This window comes from Enterobacter sp. JBIWA005 (assembly GCF_019968805.1).
Lineage (GTDB): Bacteria > Pseudomonadota > Gammaproteobacteria > Enterobacterales > Enterobacteriaceae > Enterobacter > Enterobacter vonholyi.
The window spans coordinates 4,527,053-4,551,066 of record NZ_CP074159.1 but is presented as its reverse complement, the minus strand read 5'-3'; the positions used below and the strand labels follow the sequence as shown (position 1 = coordinate 4,551,066).

Sequence of the window (24,014 nt, the reverse complement as noted above, 5' to 3'; positions counted from 1 at the left end):
GTAAACAATCATTCACAAAGCCAGACAAACAGATTAATTTTATTCTCTGGTATAGTGCCATCAGGCCTTTGGAAGGATTCAACTATCGTGATGGGCGTAAGAGCACAACAAAAAGAGAAAACCCGGCGTTCGCTGGTGGAAGCCGCATTCAGTCAACTGAGTGCTGAGCGGAGTTTTGCCAGTTTGAGCCTGCGCGAAGTCGCACGCGAGGCCGGGATTGCGCCAACGTCCTTCTATCGTCATTTCCGTGATGTGGATGAACTGGGCCTGACCATGGTCGACGAGAGCGGTCTGATGCTGCGTCAGCTGATGCGCCAGGCGCGTCAGCGTATCGCCAAAGGGGGCAGCGTGATCCGTACCTCCGTGTCGACATTTATGGAATTTATCGGCAATAACCCCAACGCATTTCGTCTGCTTCTGCGCGAACGTTCGGGCACGTCGGCGGCGTTTCGTGCCGCCGTCGCGCGTGAAATTCAGCACTTCATCGCGGAACTTGCCGACTATCTTGAACTCGAAAACCATATGCCGCGTGCCTTTACTGAAGCACAGGCTGAGGCGATGGTGACGATAGTGTTCAGCGCGGGTGCCGAAGCGCTGGACGTCAGCATTGAACAACGCAAGCAGCTTGAAGAGCGACTGGTATTGCAGCTCAGGATGATCTCCAAAGGCGCGTACTACTGGTATCGCCGTGAACAAGAGAAACTGGCACATCAAACCGAAGAGTGAAGGTGAGTAATGAAACAGTCAGGTCAGGATAAAGGGACGCTGTTGCTGGCATTGATCGCTGGCTTATCCATTAATGGTACGTTCGCCGCTATTTTTAGCTCCATCGTGCCGTTTTCGATTTTCCCGCTTATTGCGCTGGTGCTGACGGTTTACTGCCTGCATCAACGTTACCTGAACCGCACCATGCCGGTGGGGTTACCGGGGCTGGCCGCCGCCTGCTTTATTTTGGGCGTATTGCTGTATAGCACGGTGGTGCGCGCGGAGTATCCGGATATCGGCTCTAACTTCTTCCCTGCGGTACTGTCTGTGGCGCTGGTGTTCTGGATTGGCTCGCGCATGCGTAGCCGCAAGAGCCAGTTACCGGAGTAGAGAATTTTGTAGGGCAGGTAAGCGAAGCTCCACCTGCCAAAAATGCCGGATATTTACTTAGCCGTCAGAAGTACGCCGCACTCCATATGGTGCGTATACGGGAACTGATCGAACAGTGCCAGACGTTCAACCTTGTGCGTCTGGCCTAACGTTTCCAGGTTCTTGCACAGGGTCTCCGGATTACAGGAGATGTACAAAATACGCGGGTACGCCTGCACCATCTTCTCGGTTTCGCTGTCCAGGCCACTGCGCGGCGGGTCGACAAAAATCGTCTCACACTGGTAACTCTTCAGATCGATCCCTTCCAGGCGGTTAAACTGGCGTACGCCGTTCATCGCCTGCGTGAATTCTTCCGCGGCCATACGAATGATCTGCACGTTGTCGATATGGTTAGCGGCAATATTGTACTGCGCGGCGGCTACCGACGGCTTGGCGATTTCCGTTGCGAGGACGCGGTCGAAATTACGCGCCAGCGCCAGCGAGAAGTTGCCGTTACCGCAGTAGAGCTCAAGCAGATCGCCCGTTGACCCTTCTGTCGCCTTCAGCGCCCACTCCAGCATCTGCACGTTCATCGCGGCATTCGGCTGGGTGAAGCTGTTTTCCACCTGACGATAAACCATCTCTTTACCCGCCACAGGCAGGCGCTCGTCTACGTAGTCCTGATCCAGCATGATTTTGGTTTTTGTCGCCCGGCCAATCAGGTGAACGTTGATGTTCTGCGCCCGTAGCGCATCGCGCAGCGCTTCTGCCTGCTCGCGCCACTCGTCGTTCAGGGCTTTGTGGTACAGCAGGGAAACAATCGCCTGATTGCTTTGCGTGGTCAGGTAGTCAATCTGGAACAGCTTGTTACGCAGCATCGGATTGTTGCGCACGCCGTCCATTATCAGCGTCATCAGCTGGTTGATAAGCTCACTCGCTGCCGGGAAGCTGTCCACGCGGATACGGGACTTCGTCTGCTGATCGAAAATGATGTGGTACAGGTCGTCACCGTCGTGCCAGATGCGGAATTCGGCGCGCATGCGGTAGTGGCTGACTGGAGAGCGGAACACCTCGGGAACGGGCGCGTTGAAAGGCGTCATCATACTTTGCAGGCGGACAACTTTTTCTGCCAGCTGCGCGTCGTACTGTTCTGTCGGGAGGTGTTCTGGGGTCATGATGCGTCCTGAGTGATAAAGAATTACGCGGCGATTGTAGGCATTGTTCAGGGGATGTCCAGATTTAATGGCCAATAGCTGTCTGGACATCCATACGTGTCTAATTGTAGCATTCTGTTTCCGGTCTCCTGAGAGTGAAAAGGGAATCCAGTGTAAATCTGGAGCTGACGCGCAGCGGTAAAGACTGGCGGGATGAGCGTTGTAGACACTGTGAAAATGGGAAGTCTTCATCCTTATATAGCCACCTAGCCCGAAGACCTGCCGGGATCACGTCGCATTTGGTTTCATCATCGCGTGCTATCGATGAGGCCTGCGGCATCCTTCTTATATTGTGGATGCTTTAACAATGATTAAAAAAGTATCGCTGTTGACGGCGTTGTCCGTCACGGCATTTTCGGGCTGGGCGCAGGATAGCGCAGACTCGTTGGTGGTGACGGCAAATCGTTTTGAACAACCGGCAAAAACTGTTCTGGCACCGACGTCCGTGGTGACGCGCGAAGATATTGAACGCTGGCAGGCCAGAAGCGTGGTGGAAATCATGTCACGTCTGCCTGGCGTGGATATCGCGCAAAGCGGTGGAATGGGCTCGAACTCTTCGACTTTTATTCGCGGAACGGAATCTCGCCATGTGCTGGTGCTGATTGACGGTATTCCTTTGAATAACGCCGGGATCAGCAACGTTCCCGATCTGAGCCAAATCCCGACCTCGCTGATTCAGCGTATTGAGTACATCCGTGGTCCGCGTTCGGCCCTGTATGGCTCCGATGCGATTGGCGGCGTGATCAACATCATCACCGGACGTGACAAGCCGGGTGCGGAAATCTCAGCGGGCGTCGGCTCTAAGGGTTATCAGACCTATGACGGCGCTTTCCAGCAGGTGCTGGATAAAACCAAAATCACCATGGCGGGTAACTACACCTATACCCGTGGTTTTGATATTGATGCCAAAGATGCTCCGCGCCAGCCGGACCGCGATGGCTTTATGAGTAAATCGCTGTACGGCTCTGTGGAACAGCAGATTACCGACAGCGTGAGCGGCTTTTTCCGTGGCTTTGGTTATGACAACCGCACCGCGTACGACGGTTACGATCACTACGACGACAACTTTATGGTGGATGGACGACCTGATACTCGCCAGCTCTATAGCCAGAACTGGGATACCGGTCTGCGTTACAACCAGGGGATTTTCCAGTCACAGCTGGTCGCGGGTTACGGTCGCAGTAAAGATCAGAACTATGATCCGAAGAAAGGGCGTTACGCTGATTCCGCCACCATGGATGACGTGAAGCAGTACACCACCCAATGGCTCAATACCGTGGAGGTCGGTCACGGCAACATTGGCGCAGGTCTGGACTGGCTAAAGCAGAAGACGCAGGCCGGAACGGGCTACCTGGATAAAGGTTACGAGCAACGCAATACCGGCGTGTTTGTTTCGGCAATGCAGCAGTTCAGCAGCGTGACGCTGGAAGCGGCGGCGCGTAATGACGACAACTCCAACTTTGGTAACCATGGCACATGGCAAACCAGCGCGGCGTGGGAGTTTGTGGATGGCTATCGCGTGATTGCCTCCTACGGTACCGCATTTAAAGCACCAACCATGAGCCAGATCCACAGCGCTTCTTACGGTAATCCGGACCTCAAACCGGAGGAGAGTAAACAGTGGGAAGGGGGCTTTGAAGGTCTGACGGGACCGGTCAACTGGCGTATCACCGGCTATCGCAATGACATTGATAATCTTATTAACAGCGATCCGCATACGTATCGTTACTACAACGTCGACGAAGCACGTATTAAAGGTGTGGAAGCGACGGCACAGTTCGATACTGGCCCGGTCGGACATCAGATTTCCTATGATTATGTCGACCCGCGTAATGCCAAAACCAACGAAGTACTGGCCCGCCGTTCTAAGCAGCAGGTTAAGTACCAGCTTGACTGGCAGGTATGGGATCTCGACTGGAACCTTGCCTACCGTTATCTGGGCACCCGCTATGATGTCGCGATTGATCCTGACACCTATTCGTCAGAACGCGTGAAAATGGGCGGTGTAAGCCTGTGGGATGTCGCAGTTTCGTATCCTGTCACCTCACACCTTACAGTTCGTGGTAAAATAGCCAACCTGTTCGATAAAGATTACGAGACAGTTTATGGCTACCAAACTGCAGGACGGGAATACACCTTGTCTGGCAGCTACACCTTCTAATCCGCGTCCCACCGTGCTGGTGTTTGATTCCGGCGTCGGTGGGCTTTCGGTCTATGATGAGATTCGGCATCTCCTGCCGGATCTCCATTACATCTACGCCTTCGATAACGTCGCTTTCCCGTATGGGGAAAAGAGCGAAGATTTTATTGTTGAGCGTGTAGTTGAAATCGTCACTGCGGTACAAAAACGCTATCCCCTTGCGCTGGCCGTCATCGCCTGTAATACGGCGAGCACCGTTTCTCTTCCCGCCCTGCGTGAAAAATTCCAGTTCCCGGTTGTGGGCGTCGTCCCTGCAATAAAGCCTGCCGCGCGTCTGACGGCGAACGGCATAGTGGGTTTGCTGGCAACGCGAGGCACGGTAAAGCGTCCTTATACCCGCGAGCTGATCGACCGTTTTGCTAACGAATGTCAGATTGCGATGCTGGGCTCGGCCGAGCTGGTGGAGATGGCCGAAGCGAAGCTGCATGGAAAGGCGGTATCACTCGACGAGCTGCGTCGTATTCTTCGTCCGTGGCTGCGGATGCCCGAACCTCCGGATACCGTTGTGCTGGGCTGTACCCACTTCCCGCTATTACAGGAAGAGTTATTGGAGGTGTTACCGGAGGGGACGCGCCTGGTGGATTCGGGTGCGGCTATCGCTCGTCGTACTGCCTGGCTGCTGGAACACGAAGCGCCGGATGCGAAATCTACCGATGCGAATATCGCGTTTTGTATGGCTATCACGAAAGAGACTGAGCAACTTTTACCCGTTTTACGCCGTTATGGCTTTGAAACGCTCGAAAAACTGGCGCTATAGCACGGTTTTGAGCAAAAAAGAGACGGTTGAAAGTTTTTTTTAAAAGAGGGGTTGTCAACGTCTGAGAACTCCCTATAATGCGCCTCCACTGACACGGAACAACGGCTTACAGGCCGCCGGGTTAGCGGGGTTCAGAGATGAACCCCAGCAGAGAAAAGCGAAAATAATCACTTGACTCTGAACGAGGAAAACGTAATATACGGGACCTCGCAACGGTGAGCGAAAGCCGCGTTGCACTGCTCTTTAACAATTTATCAGACAATCTGTGTGGGCACTCAAAGTGACATGGATTCTTAATGTCTTCGGACAATAAATGAATACCAAGTCTCTGAGTGAACATACGTAATTCATTACGAAGTTTAATTCACGAGCATCAAACTTAAATTGAAGAGTTTGATCATGGCTCAGATTGAACGCTGGCGGCAGGCCTAACACATGCAAGTCGAGCGGTAGCACAGGGAGCTTGCTCCTGGGTGACGAGCGGCGGACGGGTGAGTAATGTCTGGGAAACTGCCTGATGGAGGGGGATAACTACTGGAAACGGTAGCTAATACCGCATAACGTCGCAAGACCAAAGAGGGGGACCTTCGGGCCTCTTGCCATCAGATGTGCCCAGATGGGATTAGCTAGTAGGTGGGGTAACGGCTCACCTAGGCGACGATCCCTAGCTGGTCTGAGAGGATGACCAGCCACACTGGAACTGAGACACGGTCCAGACTCCTACGGGAGGCAGCAGTGGGGAATATTGCACAATGGGCGCAAGCCTGATGCAGCCATGCCGCGTGTATGAAGAAGGCCTTCGGGTTGTAAAGTACTTTCAGCGGGGAGGAAGGCGTTGTGGTTAATAACCACAGCGATTGACGTTACCCGCAGAAGAAGCACCGGCTAACTCCGTGCCAGCAGCCGCGGTAATACGGAGGGTGCAAGCGTTAATCGGAATTACTGGGCGTAAAGCGCACGCAGGCGGTCTGTCAAGTCGGATGTGAAATCCCCGGGCTCAACCTGGGAACTGCATTCGAAACTGGCAGGCTAGAGTCTTGTAGAGGGGGGTAGAATTCCAGGTGTAGCGGTGAAATGCGTAGAGATCTGGAGGAATACCGGTGGCGAAGGCGGCCCCCTGGACAAAGACTGACGCTCAGGTGCGAAAGCGTGGGGAGCAAACAGGATTAGATACCCTGGTAGTCCACGCCGTAAACGATGTCGACTTGGAGGTTGTGCCCTTGAGGCGTGGCTTCCGGAGCTAACGCGTTAAGTCGACCGCCTGGGGAGTACGGCCGCAAGGTTAAAACTCAAATGAATTGACGGGGGCCCGCACAAGCGGTGGAGCATGTGGTTTAATTCGATGCAACGCGAAGAACCTTACCTACTCTTGACATCCAGAGAACTTTCCAGAGATGGATTGGTGCCTTCGGGAACTCTGAGACAGGTGCTGCATGGCTGTCGTCAGCTCGTGTTGTGAAATGTTGGGTTAAGTCCCGCAACGAGCGCAACCCTTATCCTTTGTTGCCAGCGGTTAGGCCGGGAACTCAAAGGAGACTGCCAGTGATAAACTGGAGGAAGGTGGGGATGACGTCAAGTCATCATGGCCCTTACGAGTAGGGCTACACACGTGCTACAATGGCGCATACAAAGAGAAGCGACCTCGCGAGAGCAAGCGGACCTCATAAAGTGCGTCGTAGTCCGGATTGGAGTCTGCAACTCGACTCCATGAAGTCGGAATCGCTAGTAATCGTAGATCAGAATGCTACGGTGAATACGTTCCCGGGCCTTGTACACACCGCCCGTCACACCATGGGAGTGGGTTGCAAAAGAAGTAGGTAGCTTAACCTTCGGGAGGGCGCTTACCACTTTGTGATTCATGACTGGGGTGAAGTCGTAACAAGGTAACCGTAGGGGAACCTGCGGTTGGATCACCTCCTTACCTTAAAGAACCTGCCTTTGCAGTGCTCACACAGATTGTCTGATGAAAAACAGCAGTAAAAATCTCTGCAGGCTTGTAGCTCAGGTGGTTAGAGCGCACCCCTGATAAGGGTGAGGTCGGTGGTTCAAGTCCACTCAGGCCTACCAAACTCCTTTTAAAGGATGAGCGGTACAGAGATTGCAAAACGATGGGGCTATAGCTCAGCTGGGAGAGCGCCTGCTTTGCACGCAGGAGGTCTGCGGTTCGATCCCGCATAGCTCCACCATCTTTTACTGCAAACACAAGAAAACTTCAGAGTGAACCTGAAAAGGTGCACTGCGAAGTTTTGCTCTTTAAAAATCTGGATCAAGCTGAAAATTGAAACGACACATCTTAATGGTGTGTTCGAGTCTCTCAAATTTTCGCAATCAGAAGTGAAACATCTTCGGGTTGTGAGGTTAAGCGACTAAGCGTACACGGTGGATGCCCTGGCAGTCAGAGGCGATGAAGGACGTGCTAATCTGCGAAAAGCGCCGGCGAGGTGATATGAACCTTTGACCCGGCGATGTCCGAATGGGGAAACCCAGTGCAATTCGTTGCACTATCGTTAACTGAATACATAGGTTAACGAGGCGAACCGGGGGAACTGAAACATCTAAGTACCCCGAGGAAAAGAAATCAACCGAGATTCCCCCAGTAGCGGCGAGCGAACGGGGAGCAGCCCAGAGTCTGAATCAGCTTGTGTGTTAGTGGAAGCGTCTGGAAAGTCGCACGGTACAGGGTGACAGTCCCGTACACGAAAGCACACAGGCTGTGAACTCGAAGAGTAGGGCGGGACACGTGGTATCCTGTCTGAATATGGGGGGACCATCCTCCAAGGCTAAATACTCCTGACTGACCGATAGTGAACCAGTACCGTGAGGGAAAGGCGAAAAGAACCCCGGCGAGGGGAGTGAAAAAGAACCTGAAACCGTGTACGTACAAGCAGTGGGAGCACCTTCGTGGTGTGACTGCGTACCTTTTGTATAATGGGTCAGCGACTTATATTCTGTAGCAAGGTTAACCGTATAGGGGAGCCGAAGGGAAACCGAGTCTTAACTGGGCGTTAAGTTGCAGGGTATAGACCCGAAACCCGGTGATCTAGCCATGGGCAGGTTGAAGGTTGGGTAACACTAACTGGAGGACCGAACCGACTAATGTTGAAAAATTAGCGGATGACTTGTGGCTGGGGGTGAAAGGCCAATCAAACCGGGAGATAGCTGGTTCTCCCCGAAAGCTATTTAGGTAGCGCCTCGTGAACTCATCTTCGGGGGTAGAGCACTGTTTCGGCTAGGGGGCCATCCCGGCTTACCAACCCGATGCAAACTACGAATACCGAAGAATGTTATCACGGGAGACACACGGCGGGTGCTAACGTCCGTCGTGAAGAGGGAAACAACCCAGACCGCCAGCTAAGGTCCCAAAGTCATGGTTAAGTGGGAAACGATGTGGGAAGGCACAGACAGCCAGGATGTTGGCTTAGAAGCAGCCATCATTTAAAGAAAGCGTAATAGCTCACTGGTCGAGTCGGCCTGCGCGGAAGATGTAACGGGGCTAAACCATGCACCGAAGCTGCGGCAGCGACGCTTATGCGTTGTTGGGTAGGGGAGCGTTCTGTAAGCCGTTGAAGGTGTGCTGTGAGGCATGCTGGAGGTATCAGAAGTGCGAATGCTGACATAAGTAACGATAAAGCGGGTGAAAAGCCCGCTCGCCGGAAGACCAAGGGTTCCTGTCCAACGTTAATCGGGGCAGGGTGAGTCGACCCCTAAGGCGAGGCCGAAAGGCGTAGTCGATGGGAAACAGGTTAATATTCCTGTACTTGGTGTTACTGCGAAGGGGGGACGGAGAAGGCTATGTTAGCCGGGCGACGGTTGTCCCGGTTTAAGCATGTAGGCGGAACGATTAGGTAAATCCGGTCGTTTTTTAACGCTGAGGTGTGATGACGAGGCACTACGGTGCTGAAGTAACAAATGCCCTGCTTCCAGGAAAAGCCTCTAAGCATCAGGTAACATCAAATCGTACCCCAAACCGACACAGGTGGTCAGGTAGAGAATACCAAGGCGCTTGAGAGAACTCGGGTGAAGGAACTAGGCAAAATGGTGCCGTAACTTCGGGAGAAGGCACGCTGATATGTAGGTGAAGCCCCTGCGGGTGGAGCTGAAATCAGTCGAAGATACCAGCTGGCTGCAACTGTTTATTAAAAACACAGCACTGTGCAAACACGAAAGTGGACGTATACGGTGTGACGCCTGCCCGGTGCCGGAAGGTTAATTGATGGGGTTAGCGGTAACGCGAAGCTCTTGATCGAAGCCCCGGTAAACGGCGGCCGTAACTATAACGGTCCTAAGGTAGCGAAATTCCTTGTCGGGTAAGTTCCGACCTGCACGAATGGCGTAATGATGGCCAGGCTGTCTCCACCCGAGACTCAGTGAAATTGAACTCGCTGTGAAGATGCAGTGTACCCGCGGCAAGACGGAAAGACCCCGTGAACCTTTACTATAGCTTGACACTGAACACTGGTCCTTGATGTGTAGGATAGGTGGGAGGCTTTGAAGCGTGGACGCCAGTCTGCGTGGAGCCGTCCTTGAAATACCACCCTTTAATGGCTGGTGTTCTAACGTAGACCCGTGATCCGGGTTGCGGACAGTGTCTGGTGGGTAGTTTGACTGGGGCGGTCTCCTCCCAAAGAGTAACGGAGGAGCACGAAGGTTAGCTAATCCTGGTCGGACATCAGGAGGTTAGTGCAATGGCATAAGCTAGCTTGACTGCGAGAGTGACGGCTCGAGCAGGTGCGAAAGCAGGTCATAGTGATCCGGTGGTTCTGAATGGAAGGGCCATCGCTCAACGGATAAAAGGTACTCCGGGGATAACAGGCTGATACCGCCCAAGAGTTCATATCGACGGCGGTGTTTGGCACCTCGATGTCGGCTCATCACATCCTGGGGCTGAAGTAGGTCCCAAGGGTATGGCTGTTCGCCATTTAAAGTGGTACGCGAGCTGGGTTTAGAACGTCGTGAGACAGTTCGGTCCCTATCTGCCGTGGGCGCTGGAGAATTGAGGGGGGCTGCTCCTAGTACGAGAGGACCGGAGTGGACGCATCACTGGTGTTCGGGTTGTCATGCCAATGGCACTGCCCGGTAGCTAAATGCGGAAAAGATAAGTGCTGAAAGCATCTAAGCACGAAACTTGCCCCGAGATGAGTTCTCCCTGACCCTTTAAGGGTCCTGAAGGAACGTTGAAGACGACGACGTTGATAGGTCGGGTGTGTAAGCGCAGCGATGCGTTGAGCTAACCGATACTAATGAACCGTGAGGCTTAACCTTACAACGCCGAAGATGTTTTGGCGAAGAGACAAAACAATCAAATTTCAGCTTTGATACAGATTAACAGAATTTGCCTGGCGGCTTTAGCGCGGTGGTCCCACCTGACCCCATGCCGAACTCAGAAGTGAAACGCCGTAGCGCCGATGGTAGTGTGGGGTCTCCCCATGTGAGAGTAGGGAACTGCCAGGCATCAAATTAAGTAGTAAGCCGGTGCATAAATCCGGTGTTTACAGCAGTCTTCGGTGGAGCGGTAGTTCAGTCGGTTAGAATACCTGCCTGTCACGCAGGGGGTCGCGGGTTCGAGTCCCGTCCGTTCCGCCACTTATTAAGACATTAAGCCTGCCTTTTTGGCAGGCTTAATGGCAAAAAACTTTAGGGGCGTAGCTCAGTTGGTAGAGCACCGGTCTCCAAAACCGGGTGTCGCGAGTTCGAGTCTCTCCGCCCCTGCCATATATAATCCTTTGCTTCGGCAAAGGATTTTTTTTGCCTGAAATCCTGCAAAAACGTCTCTTCTTAATATTCAGCCAGCATTCCTGCTGGCTGATGTATCAGTCCATTACATTGATTTTTAACAGATCTTTTATCTGTGCTTGCTTATCACTGTTTTGCAGCCAAATCGCATACAGCGGTCTGGTAAGCGTGGTGGAATCCATCACCGTATGCAGCCCCGCTTTAGCGTCTGCCCAGCGAACAGGTAACCAGGTACAACCTCTCAGCAAGGGCAGTTGCTGGCAGGCGATCTCCGCAGAGCTGGTTGTTAACTGTGGAACATCATCAGGTGCAATCAATCCAGTCTCATGCTGCTGAAAATCTGGCCCCCATTCCAGGCGCAAATAGGTCAGGTCTGCCTTCATCATCAAAGGCTCAGAGGCATAAAGCGCCAGACCAAACTGGCCTACAATCTGGCTGCTAAATTCGTCCATCTTGGGGGCTTCAGTTGTGATCAGAAGATCAAGCTGACGCTCATGAAGTTGCTTAACCAGCGACTGCCGTTGCGCAATTCTCGCTTCAAATTGCAGGTGGCCGTGTGAATGATACAGCCGGGTAAGCCACTGACTTAGCATACATTCCCACAGAGAAGCGCTGGCCCCTATCGAGAACTCATTATGCCTCGAAGTATGCGCCACCTCTTTACGTGCTGCCTGCCAGGTATTCATGAGCGTTTCTGCGTACGGCAGCAGTTTCTCACCGGCAGGCGTTAAGCGAATATTGTTGCGATGGCGGGTAAAAAGATTCACACCCAGTTGATTTTCCAGCTGTCGAATACGAAAACTGACTGCTGACTGCGTCAGGTAAAGGGCTTCAGCTGCTCGCCCAAAGTGGCGTGTTCTGCTCACTTCAAGGAAAGTTTTAAGCAATTCCGTATCCACATCTTTCTCCGCAAAATTATTTGTCGTTATGATTTAAATGTTTTGTTTTACACTCTGTCAAGCGTAACTAATACTCCGCGCCATAAATAGCTCGGCCAAAGAATTAGGAGCGTGTAGGATGGCGGAAAGCTTTACGACGACTAATCGTTTTTTCGACAATAAACATTATCCGCGCGGGTTCTCTCGTCACGGCGATTTCACCATCAAAGAAGCTCAACTGCTTGAGCGCCATGGTTATGCCTTTAACGAGCTGGATCTGGGTAAGCGTGAACCTGCAACCGAAGACGAAAAACAGTTTGTTTCTGTTTGCCGTGGTGAGCGTGAGCCTCAGTCTGAAGCGGAACGTGTGTGGATCAAGTATATGGCACGCATTAAGCGTCCAAAGCGCTTCCATACGCTGTCTGGCGGCAAGCCGCAGATGGAAGGTGCAGAAGACTACACCGAGTCTGATGACTAAGATGATAAGAAGGGGCTATGGCCCCTTTTTTTATGCTAGCAACTTCTGCAAATGCAGCAGCAAACGATCGATAGCGCGATAGCTCAGCGCCTCCTGCAAATGCTTTCTCTCAATGTCAGTGCACCCCTCCACGTCAGCAATGGTTCTGGCCACTTTTAGCAAACGCTGCCACGCACGTATAGACAGCCCAAAACGGGTCAACGTCTCCTCTAGCCATCCCGCATCCTCACTGTTAAGGGAACAAAACTGCCGGATCCCGGCATTATCCAGCCGCGCATTTAGCCTGTTCTGACGAGCATACTGCCGCGTCTGGGCCGCAATCACCCGCTCGCGTACATCCGCTGAGCTTTCACCCGTGATACCCGTCTGCCTGAGCAGACCCGGCGGAGGAAGGGGGATTTCGAGGGATAAATCGAAACGGTCGAGGAACGGGCCGGATAACTTACCCAGATAGCGCAACGTTTGCTCCGGCGTACAGCGGTTATGGTTGCCCTGGTAGTGGCCCGTGGGGCTGGGGTTCATCGCAGCGACCAGTTGAAACTGCGCGGGATAGCTTATTTTGGCCCGCGTGCGCGAGATATGTATTTCGCCAGATTCAATAGGTTCTCTCAGTGCATCCAGCACGCGGCGCTCAAACTCGGGCAGCTCATCGAGAAATAGAATTCCATTATGGGCCAGTGAGATTTCTCCCGGCCCGGGGATAGACCCGCCGCCGACCATTGCCGTCAGTGAAGCGCTATGATGCGGGGAACGAAAAGGGCGACGGCGCCACTGTTTTTGCAACGATGCAGAACTGATGAGGCTATATATGGCAGCGCTTTCCAGCGCTTCATGATTATTGAGCGGTGGAAGCAATCCACTCAACCTGCTCGCCAGCATCGTTTTCCCCGTACCCGGCGGGCCAATCAACAGAAGATTGTGTTCACCTGCGGCCGTAATCTCCAGCGCCCGTTTCCCTTGCTCCTGCCCCATAATCTCGCTGAGATCCTCCGGGACGTCGGTTATAACATCGTCACACTCCTCTGGCTCGGACAGTTCATGTCGTCCTTCCAGCCAGGCACAAACTTCCTGTAAATGTCCCGCGATGAGGCATCCTTTCTCGGCGATAAGACTCACTTCTGATGCGTTTTCATTTGCGACAATGATTTGCCGCCCGGCACGTATGGCCTCCAGCGCTCCTGATATCGCACCGGGAACGCCTCTTAACGCGCCTGTGAGCGCGAGTTCACCCACGAACTCATACGAGCCTAGCCTTGTCGTATTAAGCTGCTCAGAAGCCGCGAGAAGGGCAATTGCGATAGGTAAATCGTATCGTCCCCCCTCTTTAGGCAGATCGGCGGGAGCAAGGTTGATGGTGATCTTCTTCGCAGGGAAGGTATAACCGCTATTTATTATTGCGCTGCGAACGCGATCCCTGGCCTCTTTAACCGTCGTTTCAGGTAAACCGACAAGCGTGAGTCCGGGTAGCCCATTACTCAAATGAACCTCAACGGAAACAAACGGTGCCTTTACCCCGAGAGCCGCACGCGTATAAACAACTGACAGTGACATTTGCACTACCTCCTGGTGTGACTATGCCAGCGCCTTTTTTGTCTGTTTAGCGTCATTTTGCTGATTTACGCCGCCTGTTCAGAGATTTTAAGCGCACGCTGAAACAATTGCATAACCGTGGAAGCTTCCTCGCAGAATGTAAAAAGCCCCGTTTTGACGTTAAGAACTGCAGTAAAAAAATGAAAAATATTCATTTTCTAATTTCTTTATATAAAACAAAGATTTTAAGAAATATGATTCGCTGCCTAATCAAATCCGTCATAAATAAATCTTGTGTTTGATTTAAAAACTGTGATAACTCTTTAGGTATTCCTTCGAACAAGATGCAAAAAGAACTGAAAATGACAGCCCTTCTACGAGTGATTAGCCTGGTCGTGATTAGCGTGGTGGTGATTATTATCCCACCGTGCGGGGCTGCACTTGGACGAGGAAAGGCTTAGAAATCAAGCCTTAACGAACTAAGACCCCCGCACCGAAAGGTCCGGGGGTTTTTTTATGACTAAAAAACGCAAATGAGGAGCAGAGAATGACGACTAGCACAAAATTCTGTTTCTCCCGATTTATGACGGGGAACTAACTATGAATGGGGCACAGTGGGTAGTACATGCGTTGCGCGCGCAGGGAGTCGAGACAGTATTCGGTTATCCAGGTGGCGCAATTATGCCGATTTACGATGCACTGTATGACGGCGGCGTGGAACATCTCTTGTGCCGACACGAGCAGGGCGCAGTGATGGCGGCCATTGGCTACGCCCGCGCGACCGGCAAAACCGGCGTGTGTATGGCAACGTCAGGCCCGGGCGCAACTAACCTCATCACCGGCCTGGCTGACGCGCTGCTGGACTCTGTTCCCGTTGTTGCCATCACCGGGCAGGTGGCGTCTCCGTTCATCGGTACCGACGCTTTTCAGGAAGTCGATGTACTGGGTTTATCGCTGGCCTGCACCAAACACAGTTTCCTCGTTCAGTCTCTGGAAGAGCTGCCGCGCGTAATGGCAGAAGCGTTCGAAGTGGCCAGCTCAGGCCGTCCTGGTCCGGTTCTGGTCGATATCCCGAAAGATATCCAGGTTGCACCTGGCGATCTGGAACCCCACTTCTCCACCGTTGAAAGCAACGACGCGTTTCCGCATGCGGAAGTTGAAGAGGCCCGTCAGATGCTGGCTCAGGCGAAACAGCCGATGCTGTACGTCGGCGGTGGCGTCGGGATGGCGCAGGCCGTTCCCGCCCTGCGTGAATTTATCGCGGTAACGCAAATACCAGCCACCTGCACGCTGAAAGGGTTGGGTGCGGTAGATGCAGACTATCCGTACTATCTGGGCATGCTGGGGATGCACGGCACCAAAGCGGCAAACCTGGCGGTGCAGGAGTGCGATCTGCTCATCGCCGTAGGTGCCCGTTTTGACGACCGCGTCACCGGCAAGCTGAATACCTTTGCGCCGAACGCTAAAGTCATCCATATGGATATCGACCCGGCGGAGATGAACAAGCTGCGTCAGGCGCACGTTGCGCTGCAGGGCGATCTCAACGCGCTGTTACCGGCATTGCAGAAGCCGCTGGATATCAACGCATGGCGTCAGCACACCGCCGATATGCGCGCCGAGCACGCATGGCGTTACGATCACCCCGGCGAGGCCATCTACGCGCCGCTGCTGTTGAAGCAGTTGTCGGATCGCAAACCTGCTGATAGCGTCGTCACCACCGACGTCGGCCAGCACCAGATGTGGTCCGCGCAGCATATGACCTACACCCGCCCGGAAAATTTCATCACCTCCAGCGGGTTAGGGACGATGGGCTTCGGTCTGCCAGCAGCCGTTGGCGCGCAGGTCGCCCGCCCGAACGATACCGTTATCTGTATCTCCGGTGACGGCTCCTTCATGATGAACGTCCAGGAGCTCGGCACCGTTAAACGCAAGCAGTTGCCGCTGAAAATCGTCTTGCTCGACAACCAGCGTTTAGGGATGGTTCGCCAGTGGCAACAGCTGTTCTTCCAGGAGCGCTACAGCGAAACGACTCTCACCGATAACCCCGATTTCCTCACCCTGGCCAGCGCCTTTGGCATCCCTGGCCAGCACATCACCCGTAAAGATCAGGTTGAAGCGGCGCTCGACACCATGCTGAACAGCGATGGGCCTTACCTGCTTCATGTCTCAATCGATGAACTCGAGAACGTCTGGCCGCTGGTACCGCCTGGTGCCAGTAACTCACAAATGATGGAGAAATTATCATGATGCAGCATCAGGTCGCCGTACAGGCTCGCTTCAACCCGGAAACTTTAGAACGCGTTTTGCGTGTGGTGCGTCATCGTGGTTTTCAGATTTGCTCTATGAATATGGAGACAGCCACTGACGCCCGGAATATCAGTATCGAATTAACCGTTGCCAGCCCGCGGTCGGTCGACTTACTGTTTAGTCAGTTATCAAAGCTGGTAGATGTTGCCCATGTTGCCATCTGCCAGAGCACAACCACATCACAACAAATCCGCGCTTAAGCGTGACAGGACGAAAAAATGACGACAAAAAAAGCTGATTACATTTGGTTCAACGGTGAGATGGTTCGCTGGGAGGACGCGAAGGTCCACGTGATGTCCCACGCGCTGCATTACGGTACCTCCGTGTTTGAAGGCATCCGCTGCTACGATTCTCACAAAGGGCCAGTGGTGTTCCGCCATCGCGAACACATGCAGCGTCTGCATGACTCAGCCAAAATTTATCGTTTCCCGGTATCTCAGAGCGTTGATGAGCTGATGGAAGCCTGCCGCGACGTGATCCGTAAGAACAACCTCACCAGCGCCTATATTCGTCCGCTGGTCTTCGTGGGTGACGTCGGTATGGGCGTGAACCCGCCGGCCGGCTATACCACTGATGTGATCATTGCCGCGTTCCCGTGGGGTGCTTACCTGGGTGCTGAAGCCCTGGAGCAGGGGATCGACGCAATGGTCTCTTCCTGGAACCGCGTTGCGCCAAACACCATCCCGACCGCCGCGAAAGCGGGCGGTAACTACCTCTCTTCATTGCTGGTCGGTAGCGAAGCGCGCCGTCACGGTTACCAGGAAGGTATCGCGCTCGATGTGAATGGCTACATCTCCGAAGGCGCAGGTGAAAACCTGTTTGAAGTGAAAGACGGCATTCTGTTTACGCCACCATTCACCTCCTCCGCGCTGCCGGGCATCACCCGTGACGCCATCATCAAGCTGGCGAAAGACCTGGGTATCGAAGTGCGCGAGCAGGTGCTGTCCCGTGAATCCCTGTATCTGGCCGATGAAGTGTTTATGTCCGGTACCGCGGCTGAAATCACCCCGGTGCGCAGCGTAGACGGTATTCAGGTGGGCGAAGGCCGCTGTGGCCCGGTCACCAAACGCATTCAGAAAGCGTTCTTTGGCCTCTTCACCGGCGAAACAGAAGATAAATACGGCTGGTTGGATCAGGTTAATCACTAAGCATAAATTTGGGACGGCACGCACCGTCCCATTACATAGTCAGACGGGAGTCAATAAAGCATGCCTAAGTATCGTTCAGCCACCACCACCCACGGCCGCAACATGGCGGGTGCCCGCGCGCTGTGGCGCGCCACTGGAATGACCGACGCCGATTTCGGTAAGCCGATTATCGCCGTGGTGAACTCCTTCACCCAGTTCGTACCGGGCCACGTGCACCTGCGCGATCTGGGTAAACTGGTAGCCGAGCAAATCGAAGCCTCCGGCGGCGTGGCGAAAGAGTTCAACACCATTGCGGTCGATGACGGTATCGCGATGGGTCACGGGGGCATGCTCTATTCACTGCCGTCGCGCGAGCTCATCGCCGACTCCGTAGAGTACATGGTTAACGCCCACTGCGCCGATGCCATGGTCTGTATCTCCAACTGCGACAAAATCACCCCGGGGATGCTGATGGCTTCCCTGCGTCTGAATATTCCGGTGATCTTCGTCTCCGGTGGCCCAATGGAAGCGGGGAAAACCAAGCTCTCCGACAAAATCATCAAGCTCGACCTGGTCGATGCGATGATCCAGGGCGCGGACCCGAAAGTCTCTGACGAGCAGAGCGATCAGGTGGAACGCTCCGCGTGTCCGACCTGCGGCTCCTGTTCCGGTATGTTCACGGCGAACTCCATGAACTGCCTGACCGAAGCGCTGGGTCTGTCTCAGCCGGGCAACGGCTCGCTGCTGGCGACCCACGCCGACCGTAAGCAGCTGTTCCTCAACGCCGGTAAACGTATCGTTGAGCTGACCAAGCGCTACTACGAGCAGGATGACGCCAGCGCGCTGCCGCGCAGCATTGCCAGTAAAGCCGCGTTCGAAAACGCCATGACGCTGGATATCGCCATGGGAGGTTCCACCAACACCGTTCTGCACCTGCTGGCCGCCGCGCAGGAAGCCGAAATCGACTTCACCATGAGCGATATCGACAAGCTGTCCCGCAAAGTGCCGCAGCTGTGTAAAGTCGCACCAAGTACCCAGAAGTACCATATGGAAGACGTGCACCGTGCCGGTGGTGTAATCGGTATTTTGGGCGAGCTGGATCGCGCCGGGCTGCTGAACCGTGACGTGAAAAACGTGCTCGGGCTGACGCTGCCGGAATCGCTGGACCAGTTCGACGTGATGCTGACCAAAGACGACGCGGTGAAAAAAATGTTCCGCGCCGGTCCTGCCGGTATTCGTACCACGCAGGCCTTCTCCCAGGATTGCCGCTGGGACACGCTGGACGATGACCGCGCCGAAGGCTGCATCCGCTCGCTGGAACACGCATACAGCAAAGACGGCGGTCTGGCCGTGCTGTACGGAAACTTTGCGGAAAACGGCTGCATCGTGAAAACCGCAGGCGTGGACGACAGCATCCTGAAATTCACCGGTCCGGCGAAGGTGTACGAAAGCCAGGATGAAGCGGTAGACGCCATCCTTGGCGGTAAAGTGGTTGAAGGCGACGTGGTTGTCATTCGCTACGAAGGGCCGAAAGGCGGTCCGGGCATGCAGGAGATGCTCTACCCAACCACTTTCCTGAAATCGATGGGCCTCGGTAAAGCCTGCGCGCTGATCACCGACGGGCGTTTCTCCGGCGGCACTTCCGGCCTCTCTATCGGCCACGTTTCCCCGGAAGCGGCAAGCGGCGGCAACATTGCCATCATCGAAGACGGCGATCTGATCGAAATCGACATTCCGAATCGCGGCATTCAGCTCAAGCTGAGTGACCAGGAGATCGCAGCCCGTCGTGAAGCGCAGGAAGCGCGCGGCGACAAAGCCTGGACGCCGAAAGATCGCCAGCGCGAAGTCTCCTTTGCCCTGCGCGCCTACGCGAGCCTTGCCACCAGTGCAGATAAAGGCGCTGTACGCGATAAATCGAAACTCGGGGGCTAACGATGGCCGAGTCACAACCCTTATCCGCCGCCCCTGAGGGGGCGGAATATCTCAGGGCGGTGCTGCGCGCACCGGTCTATGAAGCCGTGCAGGTCACGCCCCTGCAGAAAATGGAAAAACTCTCTTCGCGCCTCGACAACGTCATTCTGGTGAAGCGCGAAGACCGCCAGCCGGTGCACAGCTTCAAGCTGCGCGGTGCCTACGCGATGATGGCCGGACTGACCGATGAGCAAAAAGCGCGCGGCGTGATTACCGCGTCGGCGGGCAACCACGCGCAGGGCGTGGCGTTCTCGTCTGCTCGTCTGGGGCTGAAAGCGCTGATCGTGATGCCGGTTGCTACCGCAGACATCAAAGTCGACGCGGTGCGCGGTTTCGGCGGTGAAGTATTACTCCACGGGGCTAACTTTGACGAAGCCAAAGCCAAAGCGATTGAGCTTGCGCAGCAGCAGGGTTTCACCTGGGTGCCGCCGTTCGACCACCCGATGGTGATTGCCGGGCAGGGCACGCTGGCGCTGGAGCTGCTGCAGCAGGATGCCCATCTCGACCGCGTCTTTGTTCCGGTGGGCGGCGGTGGCTTAGCCGCAGGCGTGGCGGTGCTGATCAAACAGCTGATGCCGCAGATCAAAGTCATTGCCGTGGAAGCGGAAGATTCTGCCTGCCTGAAAGCGGCGCTGGATGCCGGGCATCCGGTAGACCTGCCGCGCGTCGGGCTGTTTGCCGAGGGCGTGGCGGTGAAGCGTATTGGCGACGAAACCTTCCGCCTGTGCCGGGAATATCTCGACGATATCGTCACGGTGGATAGCGATGCGATCTGCGCGGCGATGAAGGATCTCTTCGAAGACGTTCGTGCGGTGGCGGAACCGTCCGGCGCTCTGGCGCTGGCGGGCATGAAAAAATACATCGCGCAGCACAACATTCGCGGCGAGCGTCTGGCGCACGTGCTTTCTGGTGCCAACGTGAACTTCCACGGTCTGCGCTACGTGTCCGAGCGCTGCGAGCTGGGCGAACAGCGGGAAGCGCTGCTGGCGGTGACGATTCCGGAAGAGAAGGGCAGCTTCCTGAAATTTTGTCAGCTGCTGGGCGGCCGTTCGGTGACGGAGTTTAACTACCGTTTTGCCGATGCCAAAGACGCCTGCATTTTTGTCGGCGTGCGTCTGAGCCGTGGCGTGGAGGAGCGTAAAGAGATCCTTAACCTGCTGCATGAAGGCGGCTATAGCGTAGTCGATCTCTCCGACGATGAGATGGCGAAGCTGCACGTGCGCTACATGGTCGGCGGGCGTCCATCGAAGCCGCTCAGGGAACGCCTGTTCAGCTTTGAGTTCCCGGAATCGCCGGGCGCGCTGCTCAAGTTCCTGCACACGCTGGGCACGCACTGGAACATCTCCCTTTTCCACTACCGCAGCCACGGTACCGACTACGGCCGCGTGCTGGCGGCGTTTGAACTGGGCGAGCACGAGCCGGATTTCGAAACGCGGCTGAACGAGCTGGGCTATGAGTGTCACGACGAAACCCATAACCCGGCGTTCAGGTTCTTCCTGGCAGGTTAGTGATTCGGCAATATCGTCCAGAACGCATCAATAAGCGGCTCATGCAGCCGCTTTTTTTGTGCGCACACGCCAAGCTCAAACGGCGTTTTCTCATCGCTGCGCTCCAGAATCATCACGCGATTGCGCACCGGTTCCGGGCTATTTTCCAGCACCACCTCCGGCAGCAGCGCCACGCCGCAGCCGAGCGCCACCATCGACACCATCGCCTCATGGCCGCTGACCGTGGCGTAAATCGACGGATTGCTGATTTTCTGGCGGCGGAACCACAGCTCAATACGACGGCGCACCGGCCCCTGATCGGCCATGATAAACGGTACCGTGGACCAGTCCGGTTTTTCCACCGACACCTGGTTACGCACCGGGCAGGGCAGGGCCGGGGCAATGAGTACCACCGCCAGATTCTCCAGCATGGAGAATGCCACCGCGCCCGGCAGGGTTTCAGGTTTCCCAGCAATGGCGAGATCCGCTTCGCCCGTCACCACTTTTTCCATTGCGTCGGAGGCATCGCCGGTGGTGAGCTTAATTTCAACCGACGGATGCGCCGCGCGGAAGCGGTCAAGGATGGGTGGCAGATGGCTGTAGGCGGCGGTCACGGAGCAAAAAATATGCAGCTCGCCGGAAAGTGACGGCCCCTGCTGGTCAATCGAGTGCCGCAGCTGCTGGTACTGCAGCAGCGTCTGCTGGGCAAAAATGCGTAGCTCTTCGCCCGCTTCCGTGAGGGTGACGGTGCGGTTGTCGCGCACGAACAGGGGCTGGCCGAGGTCTTCCTCAAGGCGCTGGATCTGGCGTGAAAGCGTGGAGGGGCTAACGTGCATCGCCCGGGCGCTGCGGCCAAAATGACGGCTTTCCGTCAGGTGCAGGAACATTTTCAGATCGCGTAAATCCACCGATTCCACTCCCTCTTTTTACATTGCAAAAATTGCAACATGACGTTGTGAATATATCAATTTCCGCAATAAATTTCCTGTTGTAATGTGGGTACATTCTCGCTGAAACGCGAACCGAACAATAAGACACACAACATCACGAGGTATCACCCATGGCTAACTACTTTAATACACTGAACTTGCGCCAGCAGCTGGCGCAGCTGGGCAAATGCCGCTTCATGGCGCGCGACGAATTTGCCGATGGCGCGAGCTACCTTCAGGGTAAAAAAGTGGTCATCGTCGGCTGTGGCGCACAGGGGCTGAACCAGGGCCTGAATATGCGTGACTCCGGTCTGGATATCTCCTACGCCCTGCGCAAAGAAGCGATTGCCGAGAAGCGTGCTTCCTGGCGCAAAGCGACCGAAAACGGCTTCAAAGTGGGTACCTACGAAGAGCTGATCCCGCAGGCGGATCTGGTAGTTAACCTGACCCCGGACAAGCAGCACTCAGACGTTGTGCGTTCCGTACAGCCGCTGATGAAAGACGGCGCGGCTCTGGGTTACTCCCACGGCTTCAACATCGTTGAAGTGGGCGAGCAGATCCGTAAAGACATCACCGTGGTGATGGTTGCACCGAAGTGCCCGGGTACCGAAGTTCGTGAAGAGTACAAGCGTGGCTTCGGCGTGCCGACCCTGATCGCGGTTCACCCGGAAAACGATCCGAAAGGCGAAGGCATGGCGATTGCCAAAGCATGGGCAGCGGCGACCGGCGGTCACCGTGCGGGCGTGCTGGAATCGTCCTTCGTTGCCGAAGTGAAATCTGACCTGATGGGCGAGCAGACCATTCTGTGCGGCATGCTGCAGGCCGGTTCTCTGCTGTGCTTCGATAAGCTGGTGGAAGAGGGTACCGACCCGGCATATGCGGAAAAACTGATTCAGTTCGGCTGGGAAACCATCACCGAAGCGCTGAAGCAGGGCGGTATTACGCTGATGATGGACCGTCTGTCCAACCCGGCAAAACTGCGTGCTTACGCGCTGTCTGAACAGCTGAAAACCATCATGGCACCGCTGTTCCAGAAACACATGGACGACATTATCTCCGGCGAATTCTCTTCCGGCATGATGGCGGACTGGGCGAACGACGATAAGAAACTGCTGACCTGGCGTGAAGAGACCGGTAAAACCGCGTTCGAAACCGCGCCACAGTACGAAGGTAAAATCGGCGAGCAGGAGTACTTCGATAAAGGCGTGCTGATGATCGCGATGGTGAAAGCAGGCGTTGAGCTGGCGTTCGAAACCATGGTGGATTCCGGCATCATCGAAGAATCAGCGTACTACGAATCACTGCACGAGCTGCCGCTGATTGCGAACACCATCGCCCGTAAGCGTCTGTACGAAATGAACGTGGTTATCTCTGATACCGCAGAATATGGTAACTACCTGTTCTCTTACGCCTGCGTGCCGCTGCTGAAAGAGTTTATGACTACTCTGCAGACTGGCGATCTGGGTAAAGCGATTGCAGAAGGTGCCGTGGATAACGCGCAGCTGCGCGATGTGAACGAAGCCATTCGCAGCCACCAGATCGAGAAAGTGGGTCACAAACTGCGTGGCTACATGACCGATATGAAGCGCATCGCGGTAGCGGGTTAACAACAGGGGCGGGCTGATGCCCTCACCCCGCCCCTCTCCCACAGGGAGAGGGTGCAAACATTAAAGGCCTTCTCTAAGAGAAGGCCTTGCTGTTTATTTCCGGTACAGCACTTTAATGATGTGATAACCAAACTGGGTATGCAGCGGGCCGGTTGGCTCCAGCACCGGGCAGGAGAACACCACTTTATCGAACGCCGGAACCATCTGACCCTGGCGGAACTCACCCAGATCGCCGCCGCGTTTGCCTGACGGGCAGATGGAGTGCTTCTTCGCCAGCTTGCCGAAGTCGGCACCGTTTTTAATCTGCTCCAGAAGATCTAAAGCCAGTTTCTCTTCTTTAACGAGAATGTGCACTGCTGCTGCTGTTTTTGCCATGATCGTGCCTTGAATAGGTTGAAATAAATCGGGGCGCAATATACCACGCGTCAGCGGCGATAAAGCACCTTAATGATATGGTAGCCAAATTTGGTTTTTACCGGGCCGTAGGGCTTCAGAAGCGGGCAGCTAAAGACCGCCTGATCGAACGGGCCGACCATCGCACCTTGTTGAAACTCGCCGAGATCCCCACCATTGCGCCCGGAAGGGCATTTAGAGTAGCGCTTCGCCAGATGATCAAAGCTGATGCCGCGCTCCAGCTTGGCCAAGATCTCCTGGGCCAGTTTCTCTTCTTTTACCAGAATATGCAGGGCTGCTGCGGTCTTTTTCATGGTTCTGCTCTACGG

General features: G+C 54.8%; 19 protein-coding genes, 4 tRNA genes, 3 rRNA genes and 1 riboswitch. Of the genes, 20 read left to right on the top strand and 6 right to left on the bottom strand.

The window, feature by feature from the left end; all coding sequences use genetic code 11:
• Nucleotides 1-87: 87 nt before the first annotated feature.
• Both fabR and KGP22_RS21675 read left to right on the top strand, forming a co-directional pair.
• Complete coding sequence (gene fabR, locus KGP22_RS21680; RefSeq protein WP_008501784.1) at nt 88-726, top strand: HTH-type transcriptional repressor FabR; 639 nt, start codon at nt 88-90, stop codon at nt 724-726.
• 9 nt (nt 727-735) lie between these two features.
• On the top strand, nt 736-1,095 hold the full coding sequence (locus tag KGP22_RS21675; RefSeq protein WP_008501783.1) for a YijD family membrane protein: 360 nt from the start codon (nt 736-738) through the stop codon (nt 1,093-1,095).
• Between the two features lie 53 nt (nt 1,096-1,148).
• Here the strand turns inward: KGP22_RS21675 and trmA are convergent, their stop codons facing one another.
• The gene (gene trmA / locus KGP22_RS21670; protein ID WP_111963978.1) at nt 1,149-2,249 is read right to left on the bottom strand and encodes a tRNA (uridine(54)-C5)-methyltransferase TrmA; all 1,101 of its coding nucleotides are present in this window, start codon (nt 2,247-2,249) and stop codon (nt 1,149-1,151) included.
• A gap of 104 nt (nt 2,250-2,353) precedes the next feature.
• Nucleotides 2,354-2,530, top strand: a riboswitch (cobalamin riboswitch).
• 65 nt (nt 2,531-2,595) lie between these two features.
• Here trmA and btuB point away from each other — a divergent pair.
• From btuB to KGP22_RS21625, 9 genes are all read left to right on the top strand, one after another.
• On the top strand, nt 2,596-4,449 hold the full coding sequence (btuB, locus tag KGP22_RS21665; RefSeq protein ID WP_149367367.1) for a TonB-dependent vitamin B12 receptor BtuB: 1,854 nt from the start codon (nt 2,596-2,598) through the stop codon (nt 4,447-4,449).
• Nucleotides 4,394-5,245, top strand: a complete 852-nt coding sequence (gene murI, locus KGP22_RS21660) for a glutamate racemase (protein WP_023309660.1) — start codon at nt 4,394-4,396, stop codon at nt 5,243-5,245. Before btuB ends, murI begins: the two co-directional genes overlap by 56 nt.
• Nucleotides 5,246-5,626: 381 nt before the next feature.
• Nucleotides 5,627-7,166: ribosomal RNA gene (locus KGP22_RS21655) — 16S ribosomal RNA — on the top strand.
• A gap of 69 nt (nt 7,167-7,235) precedes the next feature.
• Nucleotides 7,236-7,312: transfer RNA gene (locus KGP22_RS21650), tRNA-Ile, on the top strand.
• Nucleotides 7,313-7,355: 43 nt separating this feature from the next.
• A tRNA-Ala gene (locus tag KGP22_RS21645) sits at nt 7,356-7,431 on the top strand.
• A 170-nt stretch (nt 7,432-7,601) separates the two neighbouring features.
• Nucleotides 7,602-10,507, top strand: a 23S ribosomal RNA gene (locus KGP22_RS21640).
• Between the two features lie 73 nt (nt 10,508-10,580).
• Nucleotides 10,581-10,696: ribosomal RNA gene (gene rrf / locus KGP22_RS21635) — 5S ribosomal RNA — on the top strand.
• The 16S, 23S and 5S rRNA genes sit together here with 4 tRNA genes alongside, the layout of an rRNA operon.
• A 55-nt stretch (nt 10,697-10,751) precedes the next feature.
• A tRNA-Asp gene (locus KGP22_RS21630) sits at nt 10,752-10,828 on the top strand.
• 53 nt (nt 10,829-10,881) lie between these two features.
• Nucleotides 10,882-10,957: transfer RNA gene (locus KGP22_RS21625), tRNA-Trp, on the top strand.
• A gap of 98 nt (nt 10,958-11,055) precedes the next feature.
• Here the strand turns inward: KGP22_RS21625 and hdfR are convergent.
• Nucleotides 11,056-11,877: an HTH-type transcriptional regulator HdfR gene (hdfR, locus tag KGP22_RS21620; protein ID WP_111963500.1), complete on the bottom strand. Its 822-nt coding sequence runs from the start codon at nt 11,875-11,877 to the stop codon at nt 11,056-11,058.
• Nucleotides 11,878-11,995: 118 nt separating this feature from the next.
• Here hdfR and KGP22_RS21615 point away from each other — a divergent pair, with 118 nt between their 5' ends.
• Nucleotides 11,996-12,334, top strand: a complete 339-nt coding sequence (locus KGP22_RS21615) for a DUF413 domain-containing protein (RefSeq protein ID WP_008501577.1) — start codon at nt 11,996-11,998, stop codon at nt 12,332-12,334.
• Nucleotides 12,335-12,364: 30 nt separating this feature from the next.
• Here the strand turns inward: KGP22_RS21615 and KGP22_RS21610 are convergent, their stop codons facing one another.
• A complete protein-coding gene (locus KGP22_RS21610) occupies nt 12,365-13,885 on the bottom strand; it encodes a YifB family Mg chelatase-like AAA ATPase (RefSeq protein WP_223580745.1) in 1,521 nt (506 codons plus the stop codon).
• Between the two features lie 341 nt (nt 13,886-14,226).
• On the opposite strand from KGP22_RS21610, the gene ilvL reads away from it, so the two are divergent.
• The 7 genes from ilvL to ilvA all read left to right on the top strand — a co-directional run bounded on the left by ilvL (nt 14,227) and on the right by ilvA (nt 20,777).
• The gene (gene ilvL / locus KGP22_RS21605; RefSeq protein WP_001311244.1) at nt 14,227-14,325 is read left to right on the top strand and encodes an ilv operon leader peptide; all 99 of its coding nucleotides are present in this window, start codon (nt 14,227-14,229) and stop codon (nt 14,323-14,325) included.
• A gap of 86 nt (nt 14,326-14,411) precedes the next feature.
• Nucleotides 14,412-14,462: a peptide IlvX gene (ilvX, locus tag KGP22_RS21600; protein WP_166792073.1), complete on the top strand. Its 51-nt coding sequence runs from the start codon at nt 14,412-14,414 to the stop codon at nt 14,460-14,462.
• A 2-nt stretch (nt 14,463-14,464) separates the two neighbouring features.
• A complete protein-coding gene (gene ilvG / locus KGP22_RS21595; protein WP_223580743.1) occupies nt 14,465-16,111 on the top strand; it encodes an acetolactate synthase 2 catalytic subunit in 1,647 nt (548 codons plus the stop codon).
• The gene (gene ilvM, locus KGP22_RS21590) at nt 16,108-16,371 is read left to right on the top strand and encodes an acetolactate synthase 2 small subunit (RefSeq protein WP_024907956.1); all 264 of its coding nucleotides are present in this window, start codon (nt 16,108-16,110) and stop codon (nt 16,369-16,371) included. The genes ilvG and ilvM overlap by 4 nt, the downstream gene beginning before the upstream one ends.
• A gap of 18 nt (nt 16,372-16,389) precedes the next feature.
• Complete coding sequence (gene ilvE, locus KGP22_RS21585; RefSeq protein ID WP_127732610.1) at nt 16,390-17,319, top strand: branched-chain-amino-acid transaminase; 930 nt, start codon at nt 16,390-16,392, stop codon at nt 17,317-17,319.
• 60 nt (nt 17,320-17,379) lie between these two features.
• Nucleotides 17,380-19,230: a dihydroxy-acid dehydratase gene (gene ilvD, locus KGP22_RS21580; protein ID WP_115877001.1), complete on the top strand. Its 1,851-nt coding sequence runs from the start codon at nt 17,380-17,382 to the stop codon at nt 19,228-19,230.
• 2 nt (nt 19,231-19,232) lie between these two features.
• Complete coding sequence (gene ilvA, locus KGP22_RS21575; protein ID WP_039267211.1) at nt 19,233-20,777, top strand: threonine ammonia-lyase, biosynthetic; 1,545 nt, start codon at nt 19,233-19,235, stop codon at nt 20,775-20,777.
• On the opposite strand, the gene ilvY is transcribed toward ilvA, so the two are convergent.
• Nucleotides 20,774-21,664 (bottom strand): HTH-type transcriptional activator IlvY, encoded by an 891-nt coding sequence (gene ilvY, locus KGP22_RS21570; protein ID WP_111963506.1) that lies wholly within the window; start codon nt 21,662-21,664, stop codon nt 20,774-20,776. The genes ilvA and ilvY overlap by 4 nt on opposite strands.
• Nucleotides 21,665-21,816: 152 nt before the next feature.
• On the opposite strand from ilvY, the gene ilvC reads away from it, so the two are divergent.
• Nucleotides 21,817-23,292: a ketol-acid reductoisomerase gene (gene ilvC / locus KGP22_RS21565; protein ID WP_021242831.1), complete on the top strand. Its 1,476-nt coding sequence runs from the start codon at nt 21,817-21,819 to the stop codon at nt 23,290-23,292.
• Nucleotides 23,293-23,385: 93 nt separating this feature from the next.
• Here the strand turns inward: ilvC and ppiC (KGP22_RS21560) are convergent, their stop codons facing one another.
• Complete coding sequence (ppiC, locus tag KGP22_RS21560; RefSeq protein WP_023309650.1) at nt 23,386-23,667, bottom strand: peptidylprolyl isomerase PpiC; 282 nt, start codon at nt 23,665-23,667, stop codon at nt 23,386-23,388.
• A 50-nt stretch (nt 23,668-23,717) separates the two neighbouring features.
• Entirely contained in the window at nt 23,718-23,999 is a 282-nt protein-coding gene (gene ppiC / locus KGP22_RS21555; RefSeq protein WP_004886860.1) for a peptidylprolyl isomerase PpiC, read from the bottom strand.
• Nucleotides 24,000-24,014: the final 15 nt, after the last annotated feature.

Bases quoted from the DNA above. Each gene is read 5' to 3' on its own strand.
- KGP22_RS21675 (WP_008501783.1), top strand. From the start codon at position 736: ATGAAACAGTCAGGTCAGGATAAAGGGACGCTGTTGCTGGCATTGATC.
- trmA (WP_111963978.1), bottom strand. From the start codon at position 2,249: ATGACCCCAGAACACCTCCCGACAGAACAGTACGACGCGCAGCTGGCA.
- btuB (WP_149367367.1), top strand. From the start codon at position 2,596: ATGATTAAAAAAGTATCGCTGTTGACGGCGTTGTCCGTCACGGCATTT.
- murI (WP_023309660.1), top strand. From the start codon at position 4,394: ATGGCTACCAAACTGCAGGACGGGAATACACCTTGTCTGGCAGCTACA.
- KGP22_RS21615 (WP_008501577.1), top strand. From the start codon at position 11,996: ATGGCGGAAAGCTTTACGACGACTAATCGTTTTTTCGACAATAAACAT.
- KGP22_RS21610 (WP_223580745.1), bottom strand. From the start codon at position 13,885: ATGTCACTGTCAGTTGTTTATACGCGTGCGGCTCTCGGGGTAAAGGCA.
- ilvL (WP_001311244.1), top strand. From the start codon at position 14,227: ATGACAGCCCTTCTACGAGTGATTAGCCTGGTCGTGATTAGCGTGGTG.
- ilvG (WP_223580743.1), top strand. From the start codon at position 14,465: ATGAATGGGGCACAGTGGGTAGTACATGCGTTGCGCGCGCAGGGAGTC.
- ilvM (WP_024907956.1), top strand. From the start codon at position 16,108: ATGATGCAGCATCAGGTCGCCGTACAGGCTCGCTTCAACCCGGAAACT.
- ilvE (WP_127732610.1), top strand. From the start codon at position 16,390: ATGACGACAAAAAAAGCTGATTACATTTGGTTCAACGGTGAGATGGTT.
- ilvD (WP_115877001.1), top strand. From the start codon at position 17,380: ATGCCTAAGTATCGTTCAGCCACCACCACCCACGGCCGCAACATGGCG.
- ilvA (WP_039267211.1), top strand. From the start codon at position 19,233: ATGGCCGAGTCACAACCCTTATCCGCCGCCCCTGAGGGGGCGGAATAT.
- ilvC (WP_021242831.1), top strand. From the start codon at position 21,817: ATGGCTAACTACTTTAATACACTGAACTTGCGCCAGCAGCTGGCGCAG.
- ppiC (WP_023309650.1), bottom strand. From the start codon at position 23,667: ATGGCAAAAACAGCAGCAGCAGTGCACATTCTCGTTAAAGAAGAGAAA.
- ppiC (WP_004886860.1), bottom strand. From the start codon at position 23,999: ATGAAAAAGACCGCAGCAGCCCTGCATATTCTGGTAAAAGAAGAGAAA.